The 23577-nt window shown below is 59.3% G+C and carries 23 protein-coding genes and 1 pseudogene; 8 read left to right on the top strand and 16 right to left on the bottom strand.

Annotated elements, in window-relative coordinates; genetic code table 11:
* The 11 genes from UB23_RS22680 to exaC all read right to left on the bottom strand — a co-directional run.
* A partial coding sequence (locus UB23_RS22680; RefSeq protein ID WP_045061526.1) for a hypothetical protein occupies positions 1-301 on the bottom strand: 301 nt, incomplete at its 3' end.
* Between the two features lie 44 nt (positions 302-345).
* Entirely contained in the window at positions 346-1566 is a 1221-nt protein-coding gene (locus UB23_RS22675) for a tyrosine-type recombinase/integrase (RefSeq protein ID WP_045061529.1), read from the bottom strand.
* 449 nt (positions 1567-2015) lie between these two features.
* On the bottom strand, positions 2016-2768 hold the full coding sequence (locus UB23_RS22670; protein WP_045061528.1) for a S24 family peptidase: 753 nt from the start codon (positions 2766-2768) through the stop codon (positions 2016-2018).
* Positions 2769-2998: 230 nt separating this feature from the next.
* The gene (gene ppa, locus UB23_RS22665; protein WP_045061525.1) at positions 2999-3526 is read right to left on the bottom strand and encodes an inorganic diphosphatase; all 528 of its coding nucleotides are present in this window, start codon (positions 3524-3526) and stop codon (positions 2999-3001) included.
* A 113-nt stretch (positions 3527-3639) separates the two neighbouring features.
* Positions 3640-4452, bottom strand: a complete 813-nt coding sequence (locus tag UB23_RS22660; protein WP_045061524.1) for a zinc-dependent peptidase — start codon at positions 4450-4452, stop codon at positions 3640-3642.
* A gap of 6 nt (positions 4453-4458) precedes the next feature.
* Positions 4459-5115 carry a DedA family protein gene (locus tag UB23_RS22655; RefSeq protein WP_045061523.1) on the bottom strand — a complete coding sequence of 219 codons (657 nt, stop codon included), beginning with the start codon at positions 5113-5115 and terminating at the stop codon, positions 4459-4461.
* A 344-nt stretch (positions 5116-5459) separates the two neighbouring features.
* On the bottom strand, positions 5460-5918 hold the full coding sequence (locus UB23_RS22650; RefSeq protein ID WP_045061522.1) for a GNAT family N-acetyltransferase: 459 nt from the start codon (positions 5916-5918) through the stop codon (positions 5460-5462).
* A 118-nt stretch (positions 5919-6036) separates the two neighbouring features.
* Entirely contained in the window at positions 6037-6861 is an 825-nt protein-coding gene (gene eutC, locus UB23_RS22645; RefSeq protein ID WP_045061521.1) for an ethanolamine ammonia-lyase subunit EutC, read from the bottom strand.
* 8 nt (positions 6862-6869) lie between these two features.
* Positions 6870-8264: an ethanolamine ammonia-lyase subunit EutB gene (locus UB23_RS22640; RefSeq protein WP_045061520.1), complete on the bottom strand. Its 1395-nt coding sequence runs from the start codon at positions 8262-8264 to the stop codon at positions 6870-6872.
* A gap of 51 nt (positions 8265-8315) precedes the next feature.
* Entirely contained in the window at positions 8316-9767 is a 1452-nt protein-coding gene (gene eat / locus UB23_RS22635; RefSeq protein ID WP_045061519.1) for an ethanolamine permease, read from the bottom strand.
* 148 nt (positions 9768-9915) lie between these two features.
* Complete coding sequence (exaC, locus tag UB23_RS22630) at positions 9916-11436, bottom strand: acetaldehyde dehydrogenase ExaC (RefSeq protein WP_045061518.1); 1521 nt, start codon at positions 11434-11436, stop codon at positions 9916-9918.
* A gap of 299 nt (positions 11437-11735) precedes the next feature.
* On the opposite strand from exaC, the gene UB23_RS22625 reads away from it, so the two are divergent.
* The 4 genes from UB23_RS22625 to UB23_RS22610 all read left to right on the top strand — a co-directional run bounded on the left by UB23_RS22625 (position 11736) and on the right by UB23_RS22610 (position 16084).
* Positions 11736-13652: a sigma-54-dependent Fis family transcriptional regulator gene (locus UB23_RS22625; protein ID WP_045061517.1), complete on the top strand. Its 1917-nt coding sequence runs from the start codon at positions 11736-11738 to the stop codon at positions 13650-13652.
* Between the two features lie 176 nt (positions 13653-13828).
* Entirely contained in the window at positions 13829-15178 is a 1350-nt protein-coding gene (gene mpl, locus UB23_RS22620) for a UDP-N-acetylmuramate:L-alanyl-gamma-D-glutamyl-meso-diaminopimelate ligase (protein WP_045061516.1), read from the top strand.
* Entirely contained in the window at positions 15175-15807 is a 633-nt protein-coding gene (gene ubiX / locus UB23_RS22615) for a flavin prenyltransferase UbiX (RefSeq protein WP_045061515.1), read from the top strand. Before mpl ends, ubiX begins: the two co-directional genes overlap by 4 nt.
* Positions 15800-16084: a YceK/YidQ family lipoprotein gene (locus tag UB23_RS22610; RefSeq protein ID WP_045061514.1), complete on the top strand. Its 285-nt coding sequence runs from the start codon at positions 15800-15802 to the stop codon at positions 16082-16084. The genes ubiX and UB23_RS22610 overlap by 8 nt, the downstream gene beginning before the upstream one ends.
* A gap of 99 nt (positions 16085-16183) precedes the next feature.
* Here the strand turns inward: UB23_RS22610 and UB23_RS22605 are convergent, their stop codons facing one another.
* From UB23_RS22605 to UB23_RS22595, 3 genes are all read right to left on the bottom strand, one after another.
* Complete coding sequence (locus UB23_RS22605) at positions 16184-16825, bottom strand: oxidoreductase (RefSeq protein ID WP_045061513.1); 642 nt, start codon at positions 16823-16825, stop codon at positions 16184-16186.
* Between the two features lie 27 nt (positions 16826-16852).
* Complete coding sequence (locus UB23_RS22600) at positions 16853-18571, bottom strand: C13 family peptidase (RefSeq protein ID WP_045061512.1); 1719 nt, start codon at positions 18569-18571, stop codon at positions 16853-16855.
* Between the two features lie 113 nt (positions 18572-18684).
* On the bottom strand, positions 18685-19140 hold the full coding sequence (locus UB23_RS22595; RefSeq protein WP_045061511.1) for a MaoC family dehydratase: 456 nt from the start codon (positions 19138-19140) through the stop codon (positions 18685-18687).
* Positions 19141-19336: 196 nt separating this feature from the next.
* On the opposite strand from UB23_RS22595, the gene UB23_RS22590 reads away from it, so the two are divergent.
* The 3 genes from UB23_RS22590 to UB23_RS22580 are packed head-to-tail and all read left to right on the top strand — an operon-like array spanning position 19337 to position 21014.
* On the top strand, positions 19337-19699 hold the full coding sequence (locus UB23_RS22590; protein ID WP_045061510.1) for a CidA/LrgA family protein: 363 nt from the start codon (positions 19337-19339) through the stop codon (positions 19697-19699).
* Entirely contained in the window at positions 19696-20412 is a 717-nt protein-coding gene (locus UB23_RS22585; protein WP_045061509.1) for an LrgB family protein, read from the top strand. The genes UB23_RS22590 and UB23_RS22585 overlap by 4 nt, the downstream gene beginning before the upstream one ends.
* Positions 20413-20423: 11 nt before the next feature.
* Positions 20424-21014: an LON peptidase substrate-binding domain-containing protein gene (locus UB23_RS22580; protein ID WP_045061508.1), complete on the top strand. Its 591-nt coding sequence runs from the start codon at positions 20424-20426 to the stop codon at positions 21012-21014.
* Positions 21015-21037: 23 nt separating this feature from the next.
* On the opposite strand, the gene UB23_RS22575 is transcribed toward UB23_RS22580, so the two are convergent.
* The gene (locus UB23_RS22575) at positions 21038-22354 is read right to left on the bottom strand and encodes a bifunctional DedA family/phosphatase PAP2 family protein (protein WP_045061507.1); all 1317 of its coding nucleotides are present in this window, start codon (positions 22352-22354) and stop codon (positions 21038-21040) included.
* Between the two features lie 186 nt (positions 22355-22540).
* Positions 22541-22924: pseudogene (locus UB23_RS22570) on the bottom strand (DNA-3-methyladenine glycosylase); the annotation flags it as partial.
* A 202-nt stretch (positions 22925-23126) separates the two neighbouring features.
* On the opposite strand from UB23_RS22570, the gene UB23_RS22565 reads away from it, so the two are divergent.
* Positions 23127-23489 carry a hypothetical protein gene (locus UB23_RS22565; RefSeq protein ID WP_032895147.1) on the top strand — a complete coding sequence of 121 codons (363 nt, stop codon included), beginning with the start codon at positions 23127-23129 and terminating at the stop codon, positions 23487-23489.
* Positions 23490-23577: the final 88 nt, after the last annotated feature.

Genomic DNA, 23577 nt, shown 5'->3' with positions numbered 1-23577 from the left:
TATATATAAAGGAAAGAATTATTGAGTTTTCCTTTTTTATAGATAAATCTTTGCTCAATAATCTTTCTGTGTTGTAGTTCAGTATTGTTTTTTTGGTGATTTGTCCGCTGAGGATCGCCTGTAAGTATTCATTTATTTCCTCTTTTGCGGCTCGCTCTCCAAATTCATCTTCCATGTAGTCGTCAAGCCGGTTTACTAGGATGCTCAAACGTTTTTCTATTCCGTCATTTCCAATGATTGCGGACACTGGGTCTTGGGGAATGTCCTCGTCAAAATCATGACTTGGTGAGTTTTCTTTCATGGGCTGCGTTCCGTTTATACGTTGTTAGTGGTTGGTCTGAGGTATCAGTCAGTAAGTGCTAGGCTTGCAGTTGGAGAGGTTACAAATTTGCTCCATTCATTCATAAGTAAGCGCCTCTTATCGAGAAAGTCCGAGCGAGAGTAAGCCCCTTCAGTCTGGTCTCGCTCATCATGCGCAAGCGCCATTTCGCAAACCTCACGTGGGTAGTGAGTGCATTCACCGGCCCAATCTCGAAAGGAGGACCGAAATCCATGACGGGTGATGTGCTCGTACCCTATGCCATGCAGTAGCGTTCGTACTGCGTTTGCGTGCATGACCCCTGTCTTGCCCTGACCAGGGAATAGAAAGACGCTTCCCTCATCTCGCGGAATGCTATTCACCAGCTTTACGACTTCCTCGGCAAGCGGAATTACGAAAGCCACTCGCATCTTCATTCGCTCATCTGGCAGTGACCACGTGCCCCCCTTCAAATCAAATTCATCCCAACGAGCGAACCTGACCATGTGAGCGCGTGCGCTGGTCATGATCAGCAGTTGAGCGGCCCAAGATGGCGGTGAGGAGTTTGCCTGGAGCTTGGTCATCAGCGCCGGCACATCCTGCCAGCGCAAAGCTTCAAAGTGCTCACGCTTTCGAGCCTTTTTCTTTTCAGCACGACTCAACAGATTGTCTAAGTGCCCGCGCCAGCGTGCAGGGTTCTCACCCTCTCGTAGATTGCGTGCCTTGGCTGCATCCAGAACCTGTTCAATCTGCCCGCGTACCTCGTCGGCAGTTCTAGTTTTGGTGGCCCAGATTGGTTGCAACACCTTCAGTACCTGGGTAGTCCCAATCTCCTCAGCTGAAAATTTGCCGATGTGGGGAAACGCATAAAGTTCCAGCTTGCGCAGCCAGCCTTTACGCCATTTCTCTGACCATGTGCCCCCATGCGCTTCGCAGTATTCTTTCGCGAGTGTTTCGAACTTCAGCTGTTTCGCCTCGCTGGCGCGCTGTGCTTCGCGTTGAGCAGCGCGCTCGATGTCGCGAGCGGCTAGCGGGTCGACCCCGTCGCTCAATTGGCTGCGTTTGGTACTGGCTTCAAGCCTGGCTTTCTTAAGACTGACTTCAGGATAAGAGCCCAAGCCCATCTCTCTGCGACGGCCTGCCAGTTGGAAGCGAAGCAGCCAGGATTTGCGCCCTGTAGGTTTGACGACCAAGCGAAGCCCATCACCATCTTCGTAGGTGCCGGGTTCGGTCAGGTTTTCGACTTGTTTCGGATTCAGCTTACCCATTGGATTTCCCCTCTCGTCCCTTTTGTCCCCCCACCTGTCCCCCCACTTCATCGTCGGATGAGGTCAAATGGTATCGAACACCATCGGACAGGGGGGTGCCTGAAACGCCCGTGATAGCTAGGCTATCGGCAGTGTTCTCGGATGGGATAGGATTATTTTGGACAATTAAAAAGCCGGCTTGTGGCCGGCTTCTCGGGGACTGGCTTGATTCATTTTTGGTAAACCGCGCCAGCCTTCAAAACGTACACCCGGCTCTTGCGTCCGGCTGTGGGACCTGGGGAGAAAATCATCTGCCAGGTCGGTGCGATCTGGGCCTCGGAAGGGTCGATGCGCAAATGTGGGGCGCAGCATACTGATTTTTGTGGGCAATTCCCAGTGTGATGTGGCCGGTAGAGCGTTTCGGTGTGTAGCAGCTAGCTGCACAGCTGCTACAGGTCAGTTCGTCAGGTTTACAGGAACGGCACGATCGGCCGGCGTTTGTTGAGGGTGGACCACCAGAAGACCCAGCCAAGCACGCGGATGTTTTCTTCTTCGATTTGCGCCGGGCGGAAGACTTCGTCGGGGTATTGGGCGTTGTTGTGACTGCGCATGCGAATGGCGTTGCCGGGTACGCGGTGCAGGTATTTGATCAGGAGCATGCCATCGTGTTCGACGGCGTAGATCTCGCCGTCGATGATTTGAGTGAGTCCGCGATCGATTGCGAGCAGGGAGCCGTCTTCGATTTTCTCGGCCATGCTGTTGCCCATCATTCGTGCGCAAATGGCGTCGGAATATTTGATTTCCAGGGAGTCGAGGTCGCAGCGGGGCAGGCGGATGAAGTTTTCCGGGTCCTTGCCGACGTGGGTTTTGCTGGAGCCGGGTGTAATTGGCATTTCCTTGTAGAAGGGCACTTCGACATCCGTCGGCTCGATTACCTGGTAGGTGCCGCGGATTGCATGAGCGTCGAAGATGTTGCCGGTGTTTTCGATCTGGCGCGCTTCCGTGGCGTCCTTGGGGCCTTCGCCGATTTTCAGCCAGGCGCTGTTGATGGACAGAATCCTGGCGACTTCTTCCATGCGGTACTCGGGCACGCCTCGGGTGTACCAGTTATGGACGTTTTGCGCATTGGAGATCTGCAGGAAGTCGGCGAATGCCGTCGTCGTGATCTTCGCTTCCTCGAGGGCTGCCTTGAATCGTTTGCCACAGGTTTTGTTCTTTTTCATAAACGCGAGTTTAATGCGGCGGGCCAAGGCTTTGAATCAACGAGCCGTTCAAATATCGCCTGATTTTTGCCACGGGATGTAAGACGCTTTGTAGGAAAATTAAACAAAGAAAAACCAATTCGGCTTGTTGTTAAACATGTCGTTTAAGGCGCTTTTTCAGCGCCCACAAAAAACCCCGGATCTCCGGGGTTTTTCGTGAAGCTGCAAGCTTGACGCTTGAAGCGGCTTCTTTAGCCTTTATAGGCCGCAACCGACTTCATGATCTCGGTGCGGGCTGCTTCTGCGTCGCCCCAACCTTCGATCTTCACCCATTTGCCTTTTTCGAGGTCTTTGTAGTTCTCGAAGAAGTGCTTGATCTGTTCCAGCAGCAGGGCTGGCAGATCGGTGTATTCCTTCACGTCGACGTACAGCTGGGACAGCTTGTCGTGCGGGACTGCGATGACTTTGGCATCGCCGCCGCCGTCGTCGGTCATGTGCAGGATGCCGACCGGACGAGCGCGGATCACCGAGCCTGGGGCAACCGGGTAAGGGGTTACGACCAGCACGTCGAGGGGGTCACCGTCGTCAGCCAGGGTGTTCGGGATGAAACCGTAGTTGGCCGGGTAGAACATCGGGGTGGCCATGAAACGGTCAACGAACAGGCAATCGCTGTCTTTGTCGATTTCGTACTTGATCGGCGCGTGGTTGGCCGGAATCTCGATCGCGACGTAGATGTCGTTCGGCAGGTCTTTGCCAGCCGGAATCTTGCTGTAGCTCATTGGGCGGTGCCCCCGTTAGTTGACCAAAAACACTTGGCCGGATTGACCAAAAAGTGGCGGCGATTATAGGCATATTCCGCCGTCGATGCCACGTACCAAGGGTCGTAGAGACCTTAGTCGTGTGCCTGATAGACCGGGTCTTCGGCCTGAAGTTGCCGCAGCCGGGCGAGCGGGTCCTGCCGGTAAAACAGCTTCAGTTGCTCGTAGACCTGAGGATACGCCTCGTGCAGCAAATCCGGGGCGCTGAAGAAGTATTCGCTGGTGACGGCAAAAAACTCCGCAGGATTCTCTGCGGCGTACGGGTCAATGGCGGTCTGGGCGTCGGGATCGTGGTCCAGTTGCCCATCGAGGTCGTCGTACGCCTGCTGCATGACCCGGGCCCAGTCGCTGACCCGCATGTCGGCATGCAGCGGCGGCAGGCCGTTGGCGTCGCCGTTGAGCATGTCGAGTTTGTGTGCGAGTTCGTGGATGACCAGGTTGTAGCCTTCCCAGCCGCCGCTGGCCATCACGCCCGGCCAGGCGAGGATGATCGGACCTTGCTGCCAGGCTTCACCGCTGTGTTCGCCATCCCACTCATGCTCGACGCCGCTCGCGTCGCGATGGCGCTGAGGGCTGAGGAAGTCATCCGGGTACAGAACGATCTCGTGAAAACCCTGATACCAGTTCAGGTCACCCAGGTGCAGCAACGGCAATTGCGCCTGGACGGCCAACAGCAGGCGCTGTTCCTGGTGCAGTTCGACGCCGGGCAGGGCGGTCAGGTGTTTATCGTCGAGGAACAGCACGCTGGCTTCACGCAGCCACTGGTCTTCCTCGGCGCTGATGCCGTCGAGGAAGCTCAAATGATGGCGCACCCGTTGCCACAGGTCGTCGGCAATCGGGTGCTTGGCCAGGATGCGCTGGCGCCGCCAGGCGCTCAGGGACCACATGGCCGGTCAGTGTTGGGCGGTTTTGGAGCTGGAGCCACCCATGCGGCTGCGCACGATACCGATGATCATCGGAATCAGCGACAGCAGAATGATGCCGACCACCAGCAACGACAGGTTGGTCTTGATGAACGGTACGTTGCCGAAGAAGTAGCCCAGCGTCACCAGCCCGCCGACCCAGAGGATGGTGCCCAGTACGCTGAAAAAGAAGAAGCGCGGGTAAGGCATCCGGGCGACGCCGGCTACGAACGGTGCGAAGGTGCGGATGATCGGCAGGAAGCGCGCCAGGGTCACCGTTTTGCCACCGTGCTTGTCGTAGAAGTCGTGGGTCTGCTGCAGGTAGTCGCGACGAAAGATTTTCGAGTTCGGGTTGCTGAACAAGCGCTCGCCCGCCGTTCGTCCGATCACGTAGTTGGTGCTGTCGCCGAGGATGGCCGCCAGCATCAACAGGCCTCCCAGCAGTACCGGGTCCATGCCGCCACCGGCGGCTACGGCACCGGCGATGAACAACAGGGAATCGCCCGGCAGGAACGGCATGACCACCAGGCCGGTCTCGCAGAAGATCACCAGGAACAGAATGGCGTAGATCCATGGCCCGTAGTTGTTGACCAGCAAATCGAGGTAGACGTCGAGATGCAGGATAAGGTCGAGCGGGTTGAAATCCATGGAAAGCACCTGTGGTGACGGCCCGACTCAGCAAGCCTGTGCGAATGACTGCGCGAAAAGGCCTACAAGGGGATGTAGTTTTTCTTACGAGCCGAAAAGGTCGGCATTATACGAGCTGACAACTGAAAAGCCCGTTGAGTTTGTAGCGGGGGATGTCGGGGAGACCGGCGGTGTATTCGGCAGGGTTTTGTGTGGGCTGCTCGCGATCTGGTGTGTCATGCAGCAACTGAGATGAATGTGCCACCGCTATCGCGAGCAAGCTTTGCTCCCACAGTAGAAGGTGAGCTTGCTCCCTCAGTAGAGGGTGAGCGTGCACCCTCAGTCTCGAGCTCCGGGTGTACCGCTCAGAGTTCGTCGCTGATCGGCAGCACGTAGTTCTTGAACTCGGTGTCTTCCTTGAAGCCAATGGACTCGTAGGTTTTCTGCGCGACTTCGTTATCACTGCTGGTGGAAACGCGCATGCGCACGGCGTTGGTGTCCTTGGCCATCTTCTTCGCAGTGCGGATCAGATTGTCGGCCACCAGTTGGCGCCGGGCATCTTCGGCGACGTAGATGTCGTTCAGGATCCACACGCGTTTGAGCGACAGCGAAGAAAAGCTTGGGTACAGCTGGCAGAAGCCCATCAGCTTGCTGTCGTCATCGGATACGGCCAGGTAAATCACCGACTCCTTGCGACGCAGGCGTTTTTCGAGGAACGCCCGGGATGAGTCCGGATAAGGCAGGGAGCCATAGAACTCGCGGTATTTGACGAATAACGGGGTCAGCATGTCCAGGTGTTCGAGGGTCGCTTGAATAATCCGCATCGATAGGTCTCGTCTTCAAGTGGCTGTCTTCACGTGCTCTGGCGGCGAACGGTTCTCACTCGGCAGCCGTGCGTCGATCCTGCCTGAAACCGCAGGCCAAACGCAATGCGGAAACGGTTCAGGCTTCTGGCGGGCTGAGCAGGAAGTTGCCTTTCATCTCAACGTCCGGGTCCGCTTCGAGGGTTTGCACCTGGGCCTCATCCTTCAGATTGACCCCGGATAACTGCCGCCGACAGGCCTCGCGCATCAGGTACAGCAAGCGATGGGCCGCCATGCCGTAGCTCAAGCCCTCGAGACGAACGTTGGAAATACAGTTGCGATAGGCATCGGTCAGTCCGACCTTGGGGTTGTAGGTGAAGTACAGCCCCAGGCTGTCCGGCGAGCTGAGGCCGGGGCGTTCGCCAATCAGGATGACTACCATCTTTGCGCCCAGCAGCTCGCCGATTTCGTCACCCACGGCGACTCGACCCTGTTCCACCAGGATCACCGGCGACACTGACCAGCCTTCGGCCTGGATCTGTTCTTCCATGCGCTCCAGGAAAGGCAGGGTGTGCCGATGCACGGCCAGCGCCGACAGGCCGTCGGCCACCACGATGACCAGGTCCACTCCGCCGGGGTTGGCTTGTGCGTGGTCGCGCAGGGTCTGGGCCGACTCGTCGCTCAATTTCCGGCCCAGATCGGGGCGTTGCAGATAGCTGTGGCGGTCGGTGGCGGCACTGCGCAGCAGCAGGCTTTGACGTGCGCGTTGATCGAGTTGTGCACTGATAGCGGCGTGATCAAACGGCAGATGCACCGCGTCCCGCGCCTGGGCGTGGGCCAGCTGGAAGTCCAGCTGGGCACTGGTGGGCATGCTGGTGCCGGTTCGTCCGAGGGCGATCCGCGCCGGTGTCAGGCGGCGCAGTTCCAGCCAGGGGTTTTGCGGATCAACAGGTGGTTTGTCCATATCAACACTCATCCCAATTGCGCCAAGGCCTGGCGGAAAGCCGGGGGCAGGTTGTTGCCGAAGAGGACCTTGCCTTCCGCCTGGGTAAAGATGCCCATCCTGGCCAGCCACTGTTCGAATTCCGGCGCGGGTTTCAGGCCCAGGGTCTGCCGGGCATAGAGCGCGTCATGGAACGAGGTGGTCTGGTAGTTGAGCATGATGTCGTCGGAGCCGGGGATGCCCATGATGAAATTGATCCCGGCAACGCCCAGCAAGGTCAGCAGGGTGTCCATGTCGTCCTGGTCGGCTTCAGCGTGGTTGGTGTAGCAGATGTCGCAGCCCATGGGCACGCCCAGCAGCTTGCCGCAGAAGTGATCCTCGAGGCCGGCGCGGATGATTTGCTTGCCGTTGTACAGGTATTCGGGGCCGATAAACCCGACCACCGTGTTCACCAGGAACGGTTTGAAATGTCGCGCAACGGCGTAGGCCCGGGTTTCACAAGTCTGTTGATCGACCCCGTGGTGGGCGTTGGCGGACAACGCACTGCCCTGGCCGGTCTCGAAATACATCAGGTTCTGCCCCAGAGTGCCGCGATTCAGGCTTAGCCCGGCGTCGTAGCCTTCCTGCAGGACATTGAGGTTGATGCCGAAACTGGCATTGGCCGCTTCGGTGCCGGCGATGGACTGGAACACCAGGTCCAGGGGAACTCCGCGATTGACCGCTTCGATGGAGGTCGTGACATGGGTCAGCACACAAGCCTGGGTCGGGATGTCATAGCGCTGGATGATGGCATCGAGCATTTCCAGCATCGCGCAGATGGAGGCGATGCTGTCGGTGGCCGGGTTGATCCCGATCATGGCGTCGCCGTTGCCATACAGCAGGCCATCGAGAATGCTCGCGGCAATGCCGGCGGGTTCGTCGGTGGGGTGATTGGGCTGCAAGCGAGTGGAGAGCCGGCCGCGCAAGCCCATCGTGCCGCGGAACCGGGTGACCACGCGGATCTTCTGCGCGACCAGCACCAGGTCCTGTACGCGCATGATCTTCGACACGGCAGCGACCATTTCCGGGATCAGGCCAGGTGCGAGGGCGCGCAGGCTCTGTTCGTCGGCGTGGTCGCTGAGCAGCCAGTCGCGAAAACCGCCGACGGTTAAGTGGCTGACCACCGCGAAGGCCTGCTTGTCGTGGGTGTCGATGATCAGCCGGGTGACTTCGTCGGCTTCATAGGGGATTAGTACTTCCTGCAGGAAGTGGGTCAGCGGGATGTCGGCCAGCGCCATTTGCGCGGCCACCCGCTCGCCGTCGTTGAGCGCGGCAACGCCGGCCAGGAAGTCCCCGGAGCGTGCCGGGCTGGCCTTGGCCATGACGTCCTTGAGGCTTTCGAACCGATAGACCTGGGCGCCGACGGTGTGAGCAAAACTAGCCATACAGATTCTCCGTGACGGCGCAGGCCGGGCCTGCGCCGTGGTTTGCGGCGGTCAGTGCAAGGCTTTTTCAGCGGCCTGAATCGCCGCGAACTCTTCTTCGGGCGTGCCTGCTACCAAGTGATGCCGACTGTAGAACGCAAAGTAAGCAATTAACACTCCATAGATGATCGCTGCGCCGATGACCACCCGCGGATCCACCAGGAAGCCCGCCACTACCGCGATGCAGGCCAGTACCAGGGCTACGCCGGAGGTGAAGATGCCGCCCGGCGTACGGTATGGCCGATCCATTTTGGGGCGGCGAATGCGCAGGGTGATGTGGGCGGCCATCATCAGGACGTAGGAAATGGTCGCGCCGAACACGGCCACGAGGATGAGCAGGTCACCCTGGCCGGTCAGCGACAGGCCGAAACCGATAATCCCTGGAATGATCAGCGCCAGCACCGGTGCTTTGCTTTTATTGGTTTCAGACAGTTTGCGCGGCAGGTAGCCGGCGCGGGACAGGGCGAAAATCTGCCGCGAATAGGCATAGATGATCGAGAAAAAGCTGGCGATCAGGCCTGCAAGGCCCACCAGGTTGACGAAGCCGCCCATCCAGGTCGAACCGCCATACGCTTTGCTCAAGGCTTCGACCAGCGGGTTGCCCGAGGTCAGCAGCGCGTTGGCACCTGCACCACCGGGCCCGATGACCAGGATCAGCAGGGCAAAGCTCACCAGTACCAGCATCGCGCCGATCAGGCCGCGGGGCAGGTCGCGTTTCGGGTTCTTGGTTTCTTCTGCCGCCAGCGGCACACCTTCGACCGCGAGGAAGAACCAGATCGCGTAGGGAATCGCGGCCCACACGCCGACGTAACCAAAGGGCAGGAAGCTGCTCGCGCCCTTGGCGTCCGTTACGGGAATGTCCAGCAGGTTGGCGACGTTGAAGTGCGGCACCATCGCTACCAGAAATACGCCCAGGGCCAGCGCGGCAACGGCGGTGATGATAAACATCAGCTTCAGGGCCTCACCGACACCGAAGATGTGGATGGCGATGAAGATGATGTAGAACGCCAGGTAGATCATCCAGCCGCCAATGCCGAACAATGACTCGCAATAGGCGCCGATAAACACCGCGATCGCTGCGGGTGCGATGGCGTACTCGATCAGAATCGCTGTCCCGGTCAGGAACCCGCCCCAGGGGCCGAATGCGCTGCGGGCAAAACCGTAACCGCCACCGGCGGTAGGAATCATGGAAGACAGTTCGGCCAGTGAAAAGCACATGCACAGGTACATGGTGGCCATCAGCAATGTGGCGAGGAACATGCCACCCCAGCCACCTTGGGCGAGGCCGAAGTTCCACCCGGCGTAATCGCCGGAAATGACGTAGGCCACGCCGAGGCCGACCAGCAGGACCCAGCCGGCGGCGCCTTTTTTCAGTTCACGTTGCTGGAAGTATTGCGAGTCGACTTTTTCAAAGTCCACGGAAGAGCCGGTCGCCGGGACGCCCGAAGGGGATTCGCTAGGCATAGGGTTCACCATTCTTATTGTTTTGGGTGGGCCTTGTGGGGTGTGAGCCTGCTCGCGATGGCGGTGGATCATTCAACTGATGCGTTGAAAGGGTGAACCGCTATCGCGAGCAGGCTCGCTCCCACAGGGGGAGCAAGTGCTGCGAGTTTTAGAAGAAGCCCAGCGGATTGATGTCGTAGCTCACCAGCAGGTTTTTGGTCTGCTGATAGTGGTCGAGCATCATTTTGTGGGTTTCACGACCGACGCCGGATTTTTTGTAACCGCCGAACGCGGCGTGCGCCGGGTACAGGTGGTAGCAGTTGGTCCATACGCGACCGGCCTTGATGGCGCGGCCCATGCGGTAGGCGCGGTTGATGTCACGGGTCCAAAGGCCGGCACCCAGGCCGAACTCGGTGTCGTTGGCGATGGCCAGGGCTTCGGCTTCGTCCTTGAAGGTGGTGATGCTCACCACCGGGCCAAAGATTTCTTCCTGGAACACGCGCATTTTGTTGGTGCCCTTGAGCAGGGTCGGCTGGATGTAATACCCGGTCGCCAGGTTGCCCTCGAGTTTTTCCACCTTGCCGCCGGTCAGCAGCTCCGCGCCTTCGCCCTTGGCAATTTCCAGGTACGAAAGAATCTTGTCGAACTGCTGCTCGGATGCCTGTGCGCCGACCATGGTGTCGGTGTCCAGCGGGTCGCCCCGCTTGATCTGCAGGACTTTTTTCATCACCACTTTCATGAAGTCGTCGTAGATCGACTCCTGCACCAGTGCGCGGGACGGGCAGGTGCAGACTTCGCCCTGGTTGAAGAATGCCAGCACCAGGCCTTCAGCGGCCTTTTCAATGAAAGTTTCTTCAGCGTCCATGATGTCGGCGAAGAAGATGTTCGGCGACTTGCCGCCCAGCTCCACGGTGGACGGGATGATATTTTCGGCGGCGCATTTCATGATGTGCGAGCCCACCGGGGTCGAGCCGGTGAACGCGATCTTGGCGATGCGTTTGCTGGTGGCGAGCGCTTCGCCGGCTTCTTTGCCGAAGCCTTGCACGACGTTGAGCACGCCCGGCGGCAGCAGGTCGCCGATCAGCTCCATCAGCACGGTGATGCCCAGTGGAGTTTGCTCGGCTGGCTTGAGCACTACGCAGTTACCGGCGGCCAGCGCCGGGGCGAGTTTCCAGGCGGCCATCAGGATCGGGAAGTTCCACGGGATGATCTGCCCGACCACGCCCAGGGGCTCATGGATGTGATAGGCCACGGTGTTGCCGTCGATCTCGGCAGCGCTGCCTTCCTGGGCGCGCAGGCAACCGGCGAAGTAGCGGAAATGGTCGGCCGCCAGCGGGATGTCGGCATTCAGGGTTTCGCGCACGGCCTTGCCGTTGTCCCACGATTCGGTGATCGCCAGGACTTCCAGGTTCTGCTCGATACGATCGGCAATTTTCAGCAGTACCAGCGAACGGGCCTGGGCAGAAGTGCTGCCCCAGGCGTCAGCGGCGGCGTGTGCAGCGTCCAGCGCCTTGTCGATATCTTCGGCGGTGGAACGCGGGAATTCGGCGATGGGTTGGCCATTGACTGGCGAGGTATTGGTGAAGTACTGACCTTTGACAGGCGCGACGAACTCGCCGCCGATGTAGTTACCGTATTTGCTTTTGAACGAAACGATAGCGCCTTCAGTACCGGGGTGAGCGTAACGCATGATGGTTCTCCTTGGCTTTTATGCTTATTGAGGGAGTGGCGCATGTGCGCTTGCCATAAGCGTAGAGCAAAGGTTGGGCCACTGCCTTGCAGGGCAGGGGAATCAAGGGGTTGCGCGGTTTTTCTCGGACGGGTGGGCGGGCGCTGTGACGGTATCGGCACAGCGTGGGTGACAGTTTGTGCCGGATTTGCCACACCTTGTGACTGGGCAGTCTTGCCAGCATTGCAATGCGCTGGAGCCTGGAGGATGCTCAGTGGGCGTGATGGACCGCGTAGGACCTCTCGGGAGAATAATAAGAGATGCAAGACAACCATTTGAGCCGTCATGCCCAGCAGGTCATGACCGTCACCCAGGGCAAATCCCACCTGCAGGGCCCCGGCAGTGATCCGTCCATCGCCCGTTCGTGGCTGCGTTGTCTTGAGGATTATCACCTTGACCCTTCCCTGACGATGGCGCCCACGGTGCTGGAGCACGGCCGCGTGCTGGAAAGTCGCGAGCGCTTACAGCAAGTGCTGCATATCGCCGGTACTGAAATGACCAGCCTGCACCAGCAATTGTCCGGCGCCGGTCATGCCGTGCTGCTGACCGATGCCCGGGGGGTGATTCTCAACTGTGTCACGGCGCCTGCCGAACGCAAGATCTTCGAGCGTGCCGGCCTCTGGCTGGGCGCCGACTGGAGCGAAGCGTGCGAAGGCACCAATGGCATCGGCACCTGCCTGGTGGAGCGTCAGTCGCTGACCATCCACCAGGATGAACATTTTCGCGGGCGTCACACCGGCCTGACCTGTTCGGCGAGCCCCGTGTTCGACCCGCATGGCGAGCTGCTGGCGGTGCTCGACGTGTCCTCGGCGCGCCACGATGTATCGCGCCAGAGCCAGTTCCACACCATGGCCCTGGTCAACCTCTCGGCGAAGATGATCGAGAGCTGTTATTTCCTGCGCTATTTCGATAATCAATGGCTGCTGCGCTTTCACCTGCAAGCCGAATCCGTCGGACTGTTCAGCGAAGGCTTGCTGGCATTTGACGGGGAAGGGCGGATCAGCGCCGTCAACCAGAGCGCCCTGAATCTGTTGGGGCACATTCGCGGCGGGCTGCTCGGCAAGCCCGTCGAGGCGTTTTTCGACTGTTCGCTGGACGAGCTGCTCGGTCGTGCAAGTATCAATGCCAGCGCCAGTTGGCCACTGCGCACCCGTGACGGGCGCAACCTGTTCGCCTTGTTGCGCGGGCAATCGCGCAGTGTTGCGGCACCACTAGTAAAGAGCCCGGTAGCGCCGCAGCAACCGCGTCCTGCCGGCATTTGCCTGGGGGATACGTCGCTGCAGGAGGATTTTCGCAAGTCCTTGCGAGTCTTCGAGCGTGACGTGCCGCTGCTGATCAACGGCGAGACGGGCTCGGGCAAGGAGGCTTTTGCCAAAGCTGTGCACAACGCCAGCCAGCGCTGCGAAAAAGCATTCGTCGCGCTCAACTGTGCGGCCATCCCCGAAAGCCTGATTGAAAGTGAGTTGTTCGGCTACCGCGGCGGCAGTTTTACCGGGGCGCGCAAGGAAGGCATGCGAGGCAAACTACAGCAGGCGGATGGCGGCACCCTGTTCCTGGATGAGATCGGTGACATGCCCCTGGCATTGCAAACCCGCCTGCTCAGGGTGCTGGAAGATCGCCAGGTGGTGCCGATCGGCGGTGAACCGGAGGCGGTGGATGTACGCATCATCAGTGCGACTCACCGTAACTTGCTGGGGCGGGTGCAGGACGGCAGTTTCCGCGAAGACTTGTATTACCGGCTCAATGGACTCGAAGTCGCCTTGCCGGCGCTGCGCGAACGCTCCGATAAATCGCAGTTGCTCGATTTCCTGCTGGCCGAGGAGGCCGGCTCGGACGCTGTGCTGATTGAAGAGCCTGCGCGCCAGGCGCTGCTCGGGTTTGCCTGGCCGGGTAATGTGCGCCAACTGCGCAATGTGCTGCGCACCTTGGCGGCGTTGTGCGACGGCGGGCGGATCGGTCTTGCGGACTTGCCGGCAATGATTCGCCAGGCGTTGCCGCAAACGGATATTGCCCCCGCACCATCGGAGCATCCGCTGGAGGATGCCGAGCGTTTGGCCTTGCTCAATGCGCTGGAGCAAACGCGCTGGCACATGACTCACACGGCCGAGCAGCTGGGTGTCAGCCGAAATACGCTGTATCGCAAACTTCGCAAGCACGGCCTAAGCCGATCCCTGTAGGAGCGAGCTCGCTCGCGAAAAACCAGAGAACAATGTGCTCATTCAGAATACACGCGTCATCGTTGACGTTTTTCGCGAGCAAGCTCGCTCCTACAGGGTAGGCGGTGATCTTGAAACACAGGGTGCGAATTTTGCCTCCCTAGGCTAACCTGCGGCCATGTTTTACGAGGTCGACTATGCACATTCATATTCTTGGTATCTGCGGCACTTTCATGGGTTCGATGGCGGTCCTGGCCAAAGAGCTGGGCCATCGTGTCACGGGCTCCGATGCCAACGTCTACCCGCCAATGAGCACTCAGCTTGAGGCTCAGGGCATTGAGTTGACCCAGGGTTACGATCCCGCGCAACTGGACCCGGCTCCGGATCTGGTGGTGATTGGCAACGCCATGTCCCGCGGTAACCCGGCAGTCGAATACGTCCTGAACAAAGGCCTGCCGTATGTCTCCGGCCCGCAGTGGCTGGCGGACCATGTGCTGCAAGGCCGCTGGGTGCTGGCCGTCGCCGGGACCCATGGCAAGACCACTACCAGCAGCATGCTCGCCTGGGTGCTGGAACACGCGGGCATGAGCCCGGGTTTCCTGATCGGCGGCGTGCCGCAGAATTTCTCGGTGTCGGCGCGTCTGGGTGATACGCCGTTCTTCGTCATCGAAGCAGACGAATACGACAGTGCCTTTTTCGACAAGCGCTCCAAATTCGTTCATTACCGTCCGCGCACCGCGATCCTGAATAACCTTGAGTTCGATCATGCGGACATCTTCCCGGATCTTCCGGCTATCGAACGGCAGTTTCACCATTTGGTCCGAACCATCCCGAGTGAAGGCCTGGTGATCCATCCGACTACCGAGCCTGCCCTGCACCGGGTGATCGACATGGGTTGCTGGACACCTGTGCAGACCACCGGTGCCGGCGGCCAGTGGCAGGCCAGGCTGCTCAGCGAAGACGGCTCGAAATTCGAAGTGATGTTCGAAGACAAGGTCCAGGGCGTGGTGGAGTGGGATATGACAGGCCAGCACAACGTTGCCAATGCCTTGGCAACCCTGGCGGCGGCGCGACATGTCGGCGTGGTGCCGTCCATGGGCATCGCAGCCCTGAGCGCCTTCAAAAGCGTGAAGCGGCGGATGGAGAAAGTGGCGGAAGTTCGCGGCATCACCATCTATGACGACTTCGCTCACCACCCGACGGCTATCGCCACGACGCTCGACGGCCTGCGCAAGCGAATCGGCGACGCACCGCTGATTGCGATCATCGAACCGCGTTCCAACTCCATGAAACTTGGCGCACACCGTGATGGCCTGCCGGAAAGCGTCGTCGATGCCGACCAGGTGATCTGGTATGCCCCGGCCAATCTTGGCTGGGACCTGGGCGCGACCGCCGCGCTGTGCACGGTACCGTCGATTGTCAGTGATTCCCTGGAAGGCATCATCGAACGCGTGAAGAGCCAGGCCCAGCCCGGCACTCACGTGGTGATCATGAGCAACGGCGGCTTCGGCGGCCTGCACGGCAAACTTGCCGAGGCGCTGCAATGAACAACGGTCCGGAACGCATCACGCTGGCGATGACCGGCGCTTCGGGCGCCCAATACGGCTTGCGCCTGCTGGACTGCCTGGTGCGCGAAGACCGCGAGGTGCACTTTCTGATCTCGAAGGCGGCGCAATTGGTGATGGCCACCGAGACTGACGTTTCGCTACCACCGAAAACCCAGATGATGCAGGCGTTCCTGACCGAATACACCGGCGCTGCCGCCGGGCAGATTCGCGTCTATGGCAAGGAAGACTGGATGTCGCCGGTCGCTTCGGGCTCCGGGGCTCCGGCGGCGATGGTGGTGGTGCCCTGTTCCACCGGGACTTTGTCGGCCATCGCCACCGGGGCCTGCAACAACCTGATCGAACGGGCGGCCGATGTCACCTTGAAAGAGCGTCGCCAGCTGATCCTGGTGCCCCGTGAAGCGCCTTATTCGAGCATTCATCTGGAGCACATGCTCAAGCTGTCGAACATGGGCGTGACCATTCTGCCGGCATCGCCGGGCTTCTATCATCAGCCGCAGACGATTGATGACCTGATCGATTTTGTCGTGGCGCGGATTCTCAACCTGCTGAACATTCCCCAGGACATGCTGCCGCGTTGGGGCGAACACCATCTGACCAGCGATGAATAAGCTGCTGTTGATCGTCCTCGCGCTGCAACTGGGCGGCTGTGCCACGGCACGCACGCTGGATGCCGCCAAGCCCGGGGCGCCAGTGGTTTATTCGGGGACTCGTCTGGACTTGTATGCCTTGAACGGCGGGTGCTGCGCCATGGATCGCTTTGGCGCTGAGGCTCCCAGCTACCCTGGCGTAGACCTGCCGGCGAGTGCGTTGCTGGATACGCTGCTGTTGCCGTTGTCGTTGTTGACGGTGATTGGCGTGGGTTTCCAGGCGACCGGGGGATTGTGAAAGTCAAAAGATCGCAGCCTTCGGCAGCTCCTACAGGATTTGCGCATTTTTCGTAGGAGTTGCCGAAGGCTCGGGCCGCGATCGGACGATCTTTTGATCTTATTTACCTAACTTACGTAATTCATCCGACTCAACCACCCGAACCCCATCCTGTTCTTCCAGTGCCAGGCGCCACATCGCCCGCGCCAGTTGGCAGGCTTCGATCCCGTGGTACTTGCCCGGAATCAGCCGGGATAACGGCCCGACGACCTTTTCAGCCAGGCGTGGCTCAACTCGATCACCCAGCAGTAGAGAAGGGCGGCAGATAGTCAATTGCGGCCAGTCTTGCGCGCGCAAGGCTTGTTCCATCTCGCCTTTGACCCGGTTATAGAACACCGATGACTTCGGATCCGCTCCCAGCGCGCTGACCACGATCAGGTGCCGAGCGCCCATCTCCCGGGCGCGTTTGGCGAATGCCACCACCATGTCCAGGTCCACGGCGCGGAACGCCTGTTCCGAGCCGGCCTGCTTGATGGTTGTGCCGAGGCAGCAGTAGGCAATGTCCACGCGGCCGTTGAGTTGCGGCAGAAACACCGCCGGGTCGCCGACAGGGTTTTCCAGGTGGGGGTGCTTGGCCAATGGCCGGCGTGAGGGCGCCAATACCCGGTTAATCGTGGGTTCATTAAGCAGGCGGTCAAGCAAGTGTTCACCGGTCAAACCGGTAGCTCCGGCAAGCAATACGTGCTGAGGCGTCAAGTACATAGTGTTTCTCCCTTGATACTGTTCAGCTTAGTTGCTCTTTGCATCCTTGCTGTCGACAGACACACTTTGCAGCGCTTTGCGTGCCTGCTGCTTGCGCAATAATTGCCAGTGCGACAGGACGGTTTTGGGCGCCCAGATCTGCGGTTCGGATGCTTCAAAGTTGTCAGCCAGCTCGCGCTCGGCCACGGTGGCCCTGGCCAGCTTGAAGGCTTGTTCCAAGTCATCGGTCTGGTTCAGCGCCTGGGCGAACAGGGCATCGCCGAAATAGGTGAAGTTGGCTTCCTCGGAGCAGCCGAACGACACGCGATCAGCCCGTGAGGCGGTCATGATCAGGGTGCGTTCATCCTTGAGGGTCGGGATGAAACCACCGGAGTAGCACGCGGAAATCACGATGATCTTGTCGCGATTTTTCAGCGGGGCCAGCACTGCGGCAAGCTCGTCTGCCGGCAGGTCTGACAACTCCATGCGCGGTTGGTCCAGGACCAGTTCATGCTCGCTGGTGCCGTGGCTGGTCAGGTAAATGAAAATAAGGTCTTCCGGCCCGCTGCGCTCGGCCAGGGTCGCCGCGGCGCGGCGCAGGTTTTCCCGGGTGGCCATCGGTCGATCCACCAGATGGTCGCGATGATTGACCAGGCGGATCTGGCCAAACGCACCGAAACGGCTGCTGAGCATGTTGCTGACGTAATCGGACTCGCGCAGGAACACGCTCTGCTTGCCATCACCCCCGAGGGTCAGGGTGTAGAGCTCGACGGCTGGCGTCGAGGCGGGCACGCTTGCCAGCGCGTCGTCCAGTAACCGCCCCTGGGCCAGCAGGCCAAGCTCAAGGCTGTCAGGCAGCAGCTTGCCTTCGGCATCGCGAACCCGCTGGCCAGCGATCCAGGTACCGCTTTGCACGGTGCCGTCAGTCAACACCAGCGTGCCGCGACCCGAGTAGCTGTCATTGTCGAACTGGCCAACATAGAAACTGCCGTCCGCAAGGTTCAATCGCCCCGGGCCGCTGAAGCGCCAATCGCTGAACTGACCCACGTAATGGCTGCCATCGGCGCCAATCAGTTCGCCTTTGCCATTGAGCGACCCTTCCTTGAACTGCCCGAGCCAGACATCGCCATCGGCATTCTCGTAGCGACCCTTGCCGTGCAGCTGGTTGTTTTTGAAGCTGCCGACATAGATATCGCCATCGGCACTGTTGAAGGTCCCGTTACCCTCCAGCTGACCGTCGACAAAATTGCCGGTGAACTGGTTGCCACTGGCGTCGCCGCGCTGGCCTTCACCGTTGGGTTTGCCATGGGCGAACTGGCCCTGATACGAACTGCCGTCCTCGAGCTCGAGGCGACCCAGTCCTGAATATTGATCGGCCTTGAACTCGCCGCGATAGGTCATGCCGTTTTCTTTGAGGGTGCCTTCGCCGTCCCTTCGACCGGCCTTGAAACCGCCGGTATAGCTGCTGCCATTGGTGGTCAGCGTACCCTGGCCGTCGAACAGGCCCTGGTTGAATTGTCCGCGATACACTTCGCCATTGCTGCCGTGCCACTCGCCCTGGCCATGCCATTGGCCTTTGTCGAACTCGCCGGCATACCAGCTGCCGTTCGGATAATCGACGCGGCCCTGGCCTTGCAGCAATCCATCTACCAGTTCGCCGCGATAGCGTCCGCCGTCCGGCAGGCGCGCGTCAGGGGGCAGCAGCGATTCGCCGTCTCCGCAAGCGGTCAGCAACAGGGTCAACGCGAGGAGGGCAATCGAGCGCATAGCGGGATCCGGGCAATTAGGCGACCGAGTATGCCGCAGCTCCATGACCTTATATAGCCAGGAAAGCAGGAGAAGGCGCGAAACAGCATGAGCTGCTTCGCATCCAGGATCATTTACACGAAGCAGAGCGACAGGGGTTCGGCAATGTAGGCCGGTTTCTCTGAGCCTTCGATTTCCAGCGTGGCGGTGGCCTTGAGGAGCCATTGGCCGGGCTTTTTCTCGGTGACTTCGGCCAGGTCGACCTTGAGGCGGACCCTGGAATTGACTTTGACCGGCTGAATGAACCGCACGCTGTCGAGGCCATAATTGACCACCATCTTCAGGCCTTCAGGCAGTATGAGGATGTCTTCCATCAGCTTGGGGATCAGCGACAGCGACAGGAAGCCGTGGGCGATGGTGCTCCCGAATGGCGTTTGCGCGGCTTTGACCGGGTCGACGTGGATGAACTGGTAATCCCCGGTGGCTTCGGCGAACAGGTTGATGCGCTCCTGGTCGATGGTGAGCCATTCGGAACTTCCAAGTTCCTTGCCGACATAATCTTTGAGCTCTGCAACTGGAACATAGGGCATTGAGACTCTCCTTGGGTTCATCGGTTTTATAGTTTTGAGGTGGGGGGCTCAGACCTCCCGAATTACCACTTTAGATCACCATGGCCGTTTACTGCGGTCAACTGACCATGCTTTTGGCGAATGCCGGTCCATAGCGTTGGCATGCTTATAATGCTCGGCCCGCCATTGCGGGTGACGGGATTGGCGGGAGGCCAGGATGTTGCTACGAGGTTTGACATGGCTGGTGCTGTTCCAATTGCTGGGAACAGCGATCAATCACCTGTTTTTGCCGGTGTTGCCAGGGCCCATCGTCGGGCTGCTGCTGTTGCTGGCGTATCTGATCAGTCGCGGGCAGGTGGGCGAGCCACTGAGCCTGGCAGCCGGCAGCCTGCTGCGCTACCTGCCGCTGTTGCTGGTGCCGCCAGCCGTGGGCGTGATGGTGTACGCCAAGGATATTGCCGCAGACTTCTGGGCCATTGTTGGCGCGCTGGTGCTGTCGCTGTTGCTGTCGATGGCGTTCGCCGGGGTGCTGATGCAGCGTTTGGTCAAGCGTCACGCGCCGCCTGAGGACAGCCAATGATCTTTGACTGGCAGGGCGCCTGGACGTCCGTGATCCACCATCCATTGTTCGGCATCGGCATTACGCTGGGCGCCTACCAGCTGGTGCTGGCGGCATTCGAGAAGACCCGCTGGGTCTTTTTACAACCGGTACTGGTCTCCATGCTGTTGGTGATTGCAGTGCTGGCAGGTTGCGGCATTACTTATGCCGAGTATCGCAAGAGCACCGAGATCCTCAGCATCCTCCTGGGGCCGGCGACTGTGGCGCTGGCCGTGCCGCTTTACCTGAACCTGCGACGCATTCGGCAGTTGTTCTGGCCGATATTTACTACGCTGGTGATAGGCGGCGTGGTCGCTACCGGTCTTGGGGTGTTGCTGGGCTGGTCGTTTGGCGCAGAGCACATGATCCTGATGACCATGGCGCCCAAGTCCGTGACCTCGCCGATTGCGATGCTGGTCGCGGAGCAGATTGGTGGGGTGGCCGCGCTGGCGGCGGTGTTCGTGCTCATAACCGGCGTGATCGGGGCGATTTTCGGGCCTGGCCTGTTGAATCGGCTCGGCGTGCACAGCCCTGAGGCGCGGGGCATGGCGTTGGGCATGACGGCCCATGCGGTGGGCACTTCGGTAGCCCTGCAGGAAAGTGAAGAGTGCGGCGCCTTTGCGGCGCTGGCAATGAGTCTGATGGGCGTGGCCACGGCGGTGTTCCTGCCGTTGGCGGTGTCGATGGTGGTGTAAGGAAAATGTCTATGAGCTTGCCGCTTTTTCCACTGAACACAGTGCTGTTTCCTGGCTGCATCCTCGACTTGCAGATTTTTGAGGCGCGCTATCTGGACATGATCGGCCGTTGCATGAAGCAGGGCGGCGGGTTCGGCGTGGTGTGCATCCTTGATGGCGAAGAGGTCGGCCTTGCTCCGCAGGGTTATGCGCTGGTGGGATGTGAAGCGCTGATCACCGACTTCAAGCAGCAGGCCAATGGTTTGCTGGGCATCCGCGTCCAAGGCGGCAGGCGCTTCAATGTGCTGAGCACCGAGGTCCAGCGCGATCAGTTGACGGTTGCCGAGGTCGAGTGGCTGGAAGACGAGCCGGAGCAACCGCTGCAGGACGAAGACGCGGACCTGGTGGCCTTGCTCAAGGCATTGGCCGAGCACCCGATGGTCGAGGCCTTGAACATGGGGACCGAAGCGACCGGGCAGCAGTCGTTGGCCAATCAGCTGGCGTATCTGTTGCCGTTCGCCGAAGTGGACAAGATCGATTTGCTGCAACTCGATGATCCGCAGCAGCGCCTGGATGCCATCCAGGCACTGCTCGATGAACTGCAAGGTGAGTTGTTCACCTGATCACCACGCCAATGCGCTGCGCCTCAGTAGGCGTAGCGCAGCATGGCATGCGGCAAGTGGCGCAGGGCAAAGAAGCCGAACAGCGCCACCATTGCCGGCAATACCAGCCACCAGACCCTGGGTGGCATGGCCTTCAATTCTTCACCGCGCTGTATTGTCCACAGGCTTGCCGCACAGACACAGGCCGCCAGCATGGCCCCTGCCGTAATGTCGGTCGGCCAGTGCGCACCCAGGTAGACCCGCGACAACGCAATCGCCAGCGCCGGCAGGCATCCCACCAGCAGCCAGGTCAGGCGCATGCGTGGGGGTTGCCCGCGACCGGCCAGCACCGCCAGGGTCAGGAACAGCGCAAACGCTCCGGAGGCATGGCCGCTGGGCATGCTGTAGCTGGTCAGTGGGTCGCTGAGAATTTCCGGACGTACCCGGGCGAAGAACTGTTTGGTCCCGGTATTGGCCAGTGCCGTGATCAACAAGGTTGCGCAGGCGAATACTGCCTGGCGCCACTGACGCATCACCAGCAGCAAGGTCACAAGCAGTGCACTGAACAGCAGCATGTTGCGGAATTCGCCAATAATCGTCAGCGTCACGGCGACTTCATCGAGTGTCGGGCTGCGATGTTCCTGCACCAGCGTCATCACCCCCTGGTCGAGTGCGGTCAGGTGCGGATAGCCGATGAACAACCCGGCCAGAATCAGCAGGCTCATGCTGGCAATCAACACCGTCGCCTTGCGATGGCGACGCATGCTGCTGGTGATGCTCAAGCCGACCATCACCGCAATGCTGCCCGCCACGATGCCGGCTTCCGGCCAGAAACCTTCCGGCAAAGGCAGACGAATCGCCGCGCCGGTGGCCCAGCCAGGCAGGAGGTAGGCGACGCTCCAGCCAGCAGCAGCCAACAGGCTTACGGCGGCAAAGCGCGGGAAGGGCATGTCGAACATTCCCGCGACCATGGGCAGCATGGGACGCAGCGGGCCGATGAAGCGGCCAACCAGCAAACTGGCAATGCCATAACGCTGGAAGTACGACTCTGCGCCGGCAATCCATTCCGGATGATGGCGCAAGCCTGGCAGGCGACGGATGTTCTGGTGAAAATGTCGCCCGATGAAGTACGACACGATATCGCCCGATATGCCGGCGATAAATCCCAGGAATAACGTCTCGCTCAAGGATAGCGCGCCACTGCCGGCCAGCACTGCGACGGCAAACAGCAATACGGTACCGGGGACAATCAGTCCTGCAATCGCCAGGCACTCGACGAAGGCCACGATGAATACAGCCGCGGCCAACCACTGCGGGTTTGCCGCAAGCCATCCGGTCACGCTATCGAGCCATGGGCCCATAAAAACTACTCCATCGAATTTTTATAAGCGTCCGCAGTGGACGAACGCAGGCTTCAATACACCACCGAACCCTGTAGGAGCGAGCTTGCTCGCGATGGTCGCTAACGTTAGCGAGTGCTGTCTGGATCGACGCGGCGCTCGGGAAAGCATCGCGAGCAAGCTCGCTCCTACAGGGGGCTCGATTATTCAATTCAGCAAAATATAATCCCGCCCTTCGACCTGCCCGCGTCGCAGCGGGTTCCGCGTGCAATAGGGCGCATAAGCAGCATCGACGAAGCGGTACATCAGGTGTTCATCCCGTCCTTGGGGAATTCCCAGTCGAGTGGTCTGGATCACATGAGCCGGTGCCGCTCCCACGTCTTCCACCAGCAGCACCTCATGGTCAAAGCGCTTGGCGTCCCACATTGGCACTTTCAGGCCCAGCGCCTTGCACAGCAAGGTCTGCCCGGCGCAGAGCTTCTGCGACGGGCGAGGGCGTCCTTGGCCATCGGGGTTGTTCAACAGCATTTGCGCGAGGCTGGCCGGGCCGCTCAGTTCGTCGACCCAGGGGTAGGCCGACTTGATCAACACGTCCATGATTTACCTGTGATTTAACTGTTTTTTATCTCTCGAAGCATAACGGCATACAAGAAGCATTAGAATAATTACCATTTAGATTTAACTGCGTTATGTAGCAAATGCTAACAAGAAGGGGCCACGACGTGATGGCAAAATGCCTTGCCGTGAAATATAGTTAACGAACTGGTCTATTTTTTGGTGTAGGACAACTGAAATGTTTAGTTTTTTTACAAAGAGGCAAAAGCATTATGATATCGTCAAACATATACTGCGGAAAGACTACAAAATTGAAAGCGAATTAAATTCGAGTTTTATTTTGGCCGCAGAATATAAAAACATAGTTAGTGAAGCGGTTCGTAATGAGATAAGTGATGAAGAAGTCGCAATAAAAGTTGCGACTAGATATTGTGCTAAATTAGCAGCTCATGACCAAATGCAAGAAGCAAAGCAAATCACCCCAAGGCTACTACTGGCTGCTGAATATTTTTTAAGTCGAGGTTTAATCTCGAAAGAAGTCTGGGATTACGTGCATGCAGAGCTATCAATTTCTGTTTTATCTACAAAAGGCAAGATGTAAAACATTTACTTGCAAGGTCAATTTTTATGCTTGAACTCGTTCAAGTGTAAAAAATGAGCACATATAAAACTGTCTCTTATACACATCT

Origin of the sequence: Pseudomonas sp. ES3-33 (genome assembly GCF_000952175.1) — a bacterium.
GTDB classification, from domain to species: Bacteria; Pseudomonadota; Gammaproteobacteria; order Pseudomonadales; family Pseudomonadaceae; genus Aquipseudomonas; species Aquipseudomonas gregormendelii.
Note: the sequence above shows the minus strand (reverse complement) of the source record. Positions and strands in the feature narration are given on the sequence as shown.

What these genes read in the sequence shown, in the direction of transcription:
- UB23_RS22675 (WP_045061529.1), bottom strand. Translation starts at nt 1,566, where the DNA reads ATGGGTAAGCTGAATCCGAAACAAGTCGAAAACCTGACCGAACCCGGC.
- UB23_RS22670 (WP_045061528.1), bottom strand. Translation starts at nt 2,768, where the DNA reads ATGAAAAAGAACAAAACCTGTGGCAAACGATTCAAGGCAGCCCTCGAG.
- ppa (WP_045061525.1), bottom strand. Translation starts at nt 3,526, where the DNA reads ATGAGCTACAGCAAGATTCCGGCTGGCAAAGACCTGCCGAACGACATC.
- UB23_RS22660 (WP_045061524.1), bottom strand. Translation starts at nt 4,452, where the DNA reads ATGTGGTCCCTGAGCGCCTGGCGGCGCCAGCGCATCCTGGCCAAGCAC.
- UB23_RS22655 (WP_045061523.1), bottom strand. Translation starts at nt 5,115, where the DNA reads ATGGATTTCAACCCGCTCGACCTTATCCTGCATCTCGACGTCTACCTC.
- UB23_RS22650 (WP_045061522.1), bottom strand. Translation starts at nt 5,918, where the DNA reads ATGCGGATTATTCAAGCGACCCTCGAACACCTGGACATGCTGACCCCG.
- eutC (WP_045061521.1), bottom strand. Translation starts at nt 6,861, where the DNA reads ATGGACAAACCACCTGTTGATCCGCAAAACCCCTGGCTGGAACTGCGC.
- UB23_RS22640 (WP_045061520.1), bottom strand. Translation starts at nt 8,264, where the DNA reads ATGGCTAGTTTTGCTCACACCGTCGGCGCCCAGGTCTATCGGTTCGAA.
- eat (WP_045061519.1), bottom strand. Translation starts at nt 9,767, where the DNA reads ATGCCTAGCGAATCCCCTTCGGGCGTCCCGGCGACCGGCTCTTCCGTG.
- exaC (WP_045061518.1), bottom strand. Translation starts at nt 11,436, where the DNA reads ATGCGTTACGCTCACCCCGGTACTGAAGGCGCTATCGTTTCGTTCAAA.
- UB23_RS22625 (WP_045061517.1), top strand. Translation starts at nt 11,736, where the DNA reads ATGCAAGACAACCATTTGAGCCGTCATGCCCAGCAGGTCATGACCGTC.
- mpl (WP_045061516.1), top strand. Translation starts at nt 13,829, where the DNA reads ATGCACATTCATATTCTTGGTATCTGCGGCACTTTCATGGGTTCGATG.
- ubiX (WP_045061515.1), top strand. Translation starts at nt 15,175, where the DNA reads ATGAACAACGGTCCGGAACGCATCACGCTGGCGATGACCGGCGCTTCG.
- UB23_RS22610 (WP_045061514.1), top strand. Translation starts at nt 15,800, where the DNA reads ATGAATAAGCTGCTGTTGATCGTCCTCGCGCTGCAACTGGGCGGCTGT.
- UB23_RS22605 (WP_045061513.1), bottom strand. Translation starts at nt 16,825, where the DNA reads ATGTACTTGACGCCTCAGCACGTATTGCTTGCCGGAGCTACCGGTTTG.
- UB23_RS22600 (WP_045061512.1), bottom strand. Translation starts at nt 18,571, where the DNA reads ATGCGCTCGATTGCCCTCCTCGCGTTGACCCTGTTGCTGACCGCTTGC.
- UB23_RS22595 (WP_045061511.1), bottom strand. Translation starts at nt 19,140, where the DNA reads ATGCCCTATGTTCCAGTTGCAGAGCTCAAAGATTATGTCGGCAAGGAA.
- UB23_RS22590 (WP_045061510.1), top strand. Translation starts at nt 19,337, where the DNA reads ATGTTGCTACGAGGTTTGACATGGCTGGTGCTGTTCCAATTGCTGGGA.
- UB23_RS22585 (WP_045061509.1), top strand. Translation starts at nt 19,696, where the DNA reads ATGATCTTTGACTGGCAGGGCGCCTGGACGTCCGTGATCCACCATCCA.
- UB23_RS22580 (WP_045061508.1), top strand. Translation starts at nt 20,424, where the DNA reads ATGAGCTTGCCGCTTTTTCCACTGAACACAGTGCTGTTTCCTGGCTGC.
- UB23_RS22575 (WP_045061507.1), bottom strand. Translation starts at nt 22,354, where the DNA reads ATGGGCCCATGGCTCGATAGCGTGACCGGATGGCTTGCGGCAAACCCG.
- UB23_RS22565 (WP_032895147.1), top strand. Translation starts at nt 23,127, where the DNA reads ATGTTTAGTTTTTTTACAAAGAGGCAAAAGCATTATGATATCGTCAAA.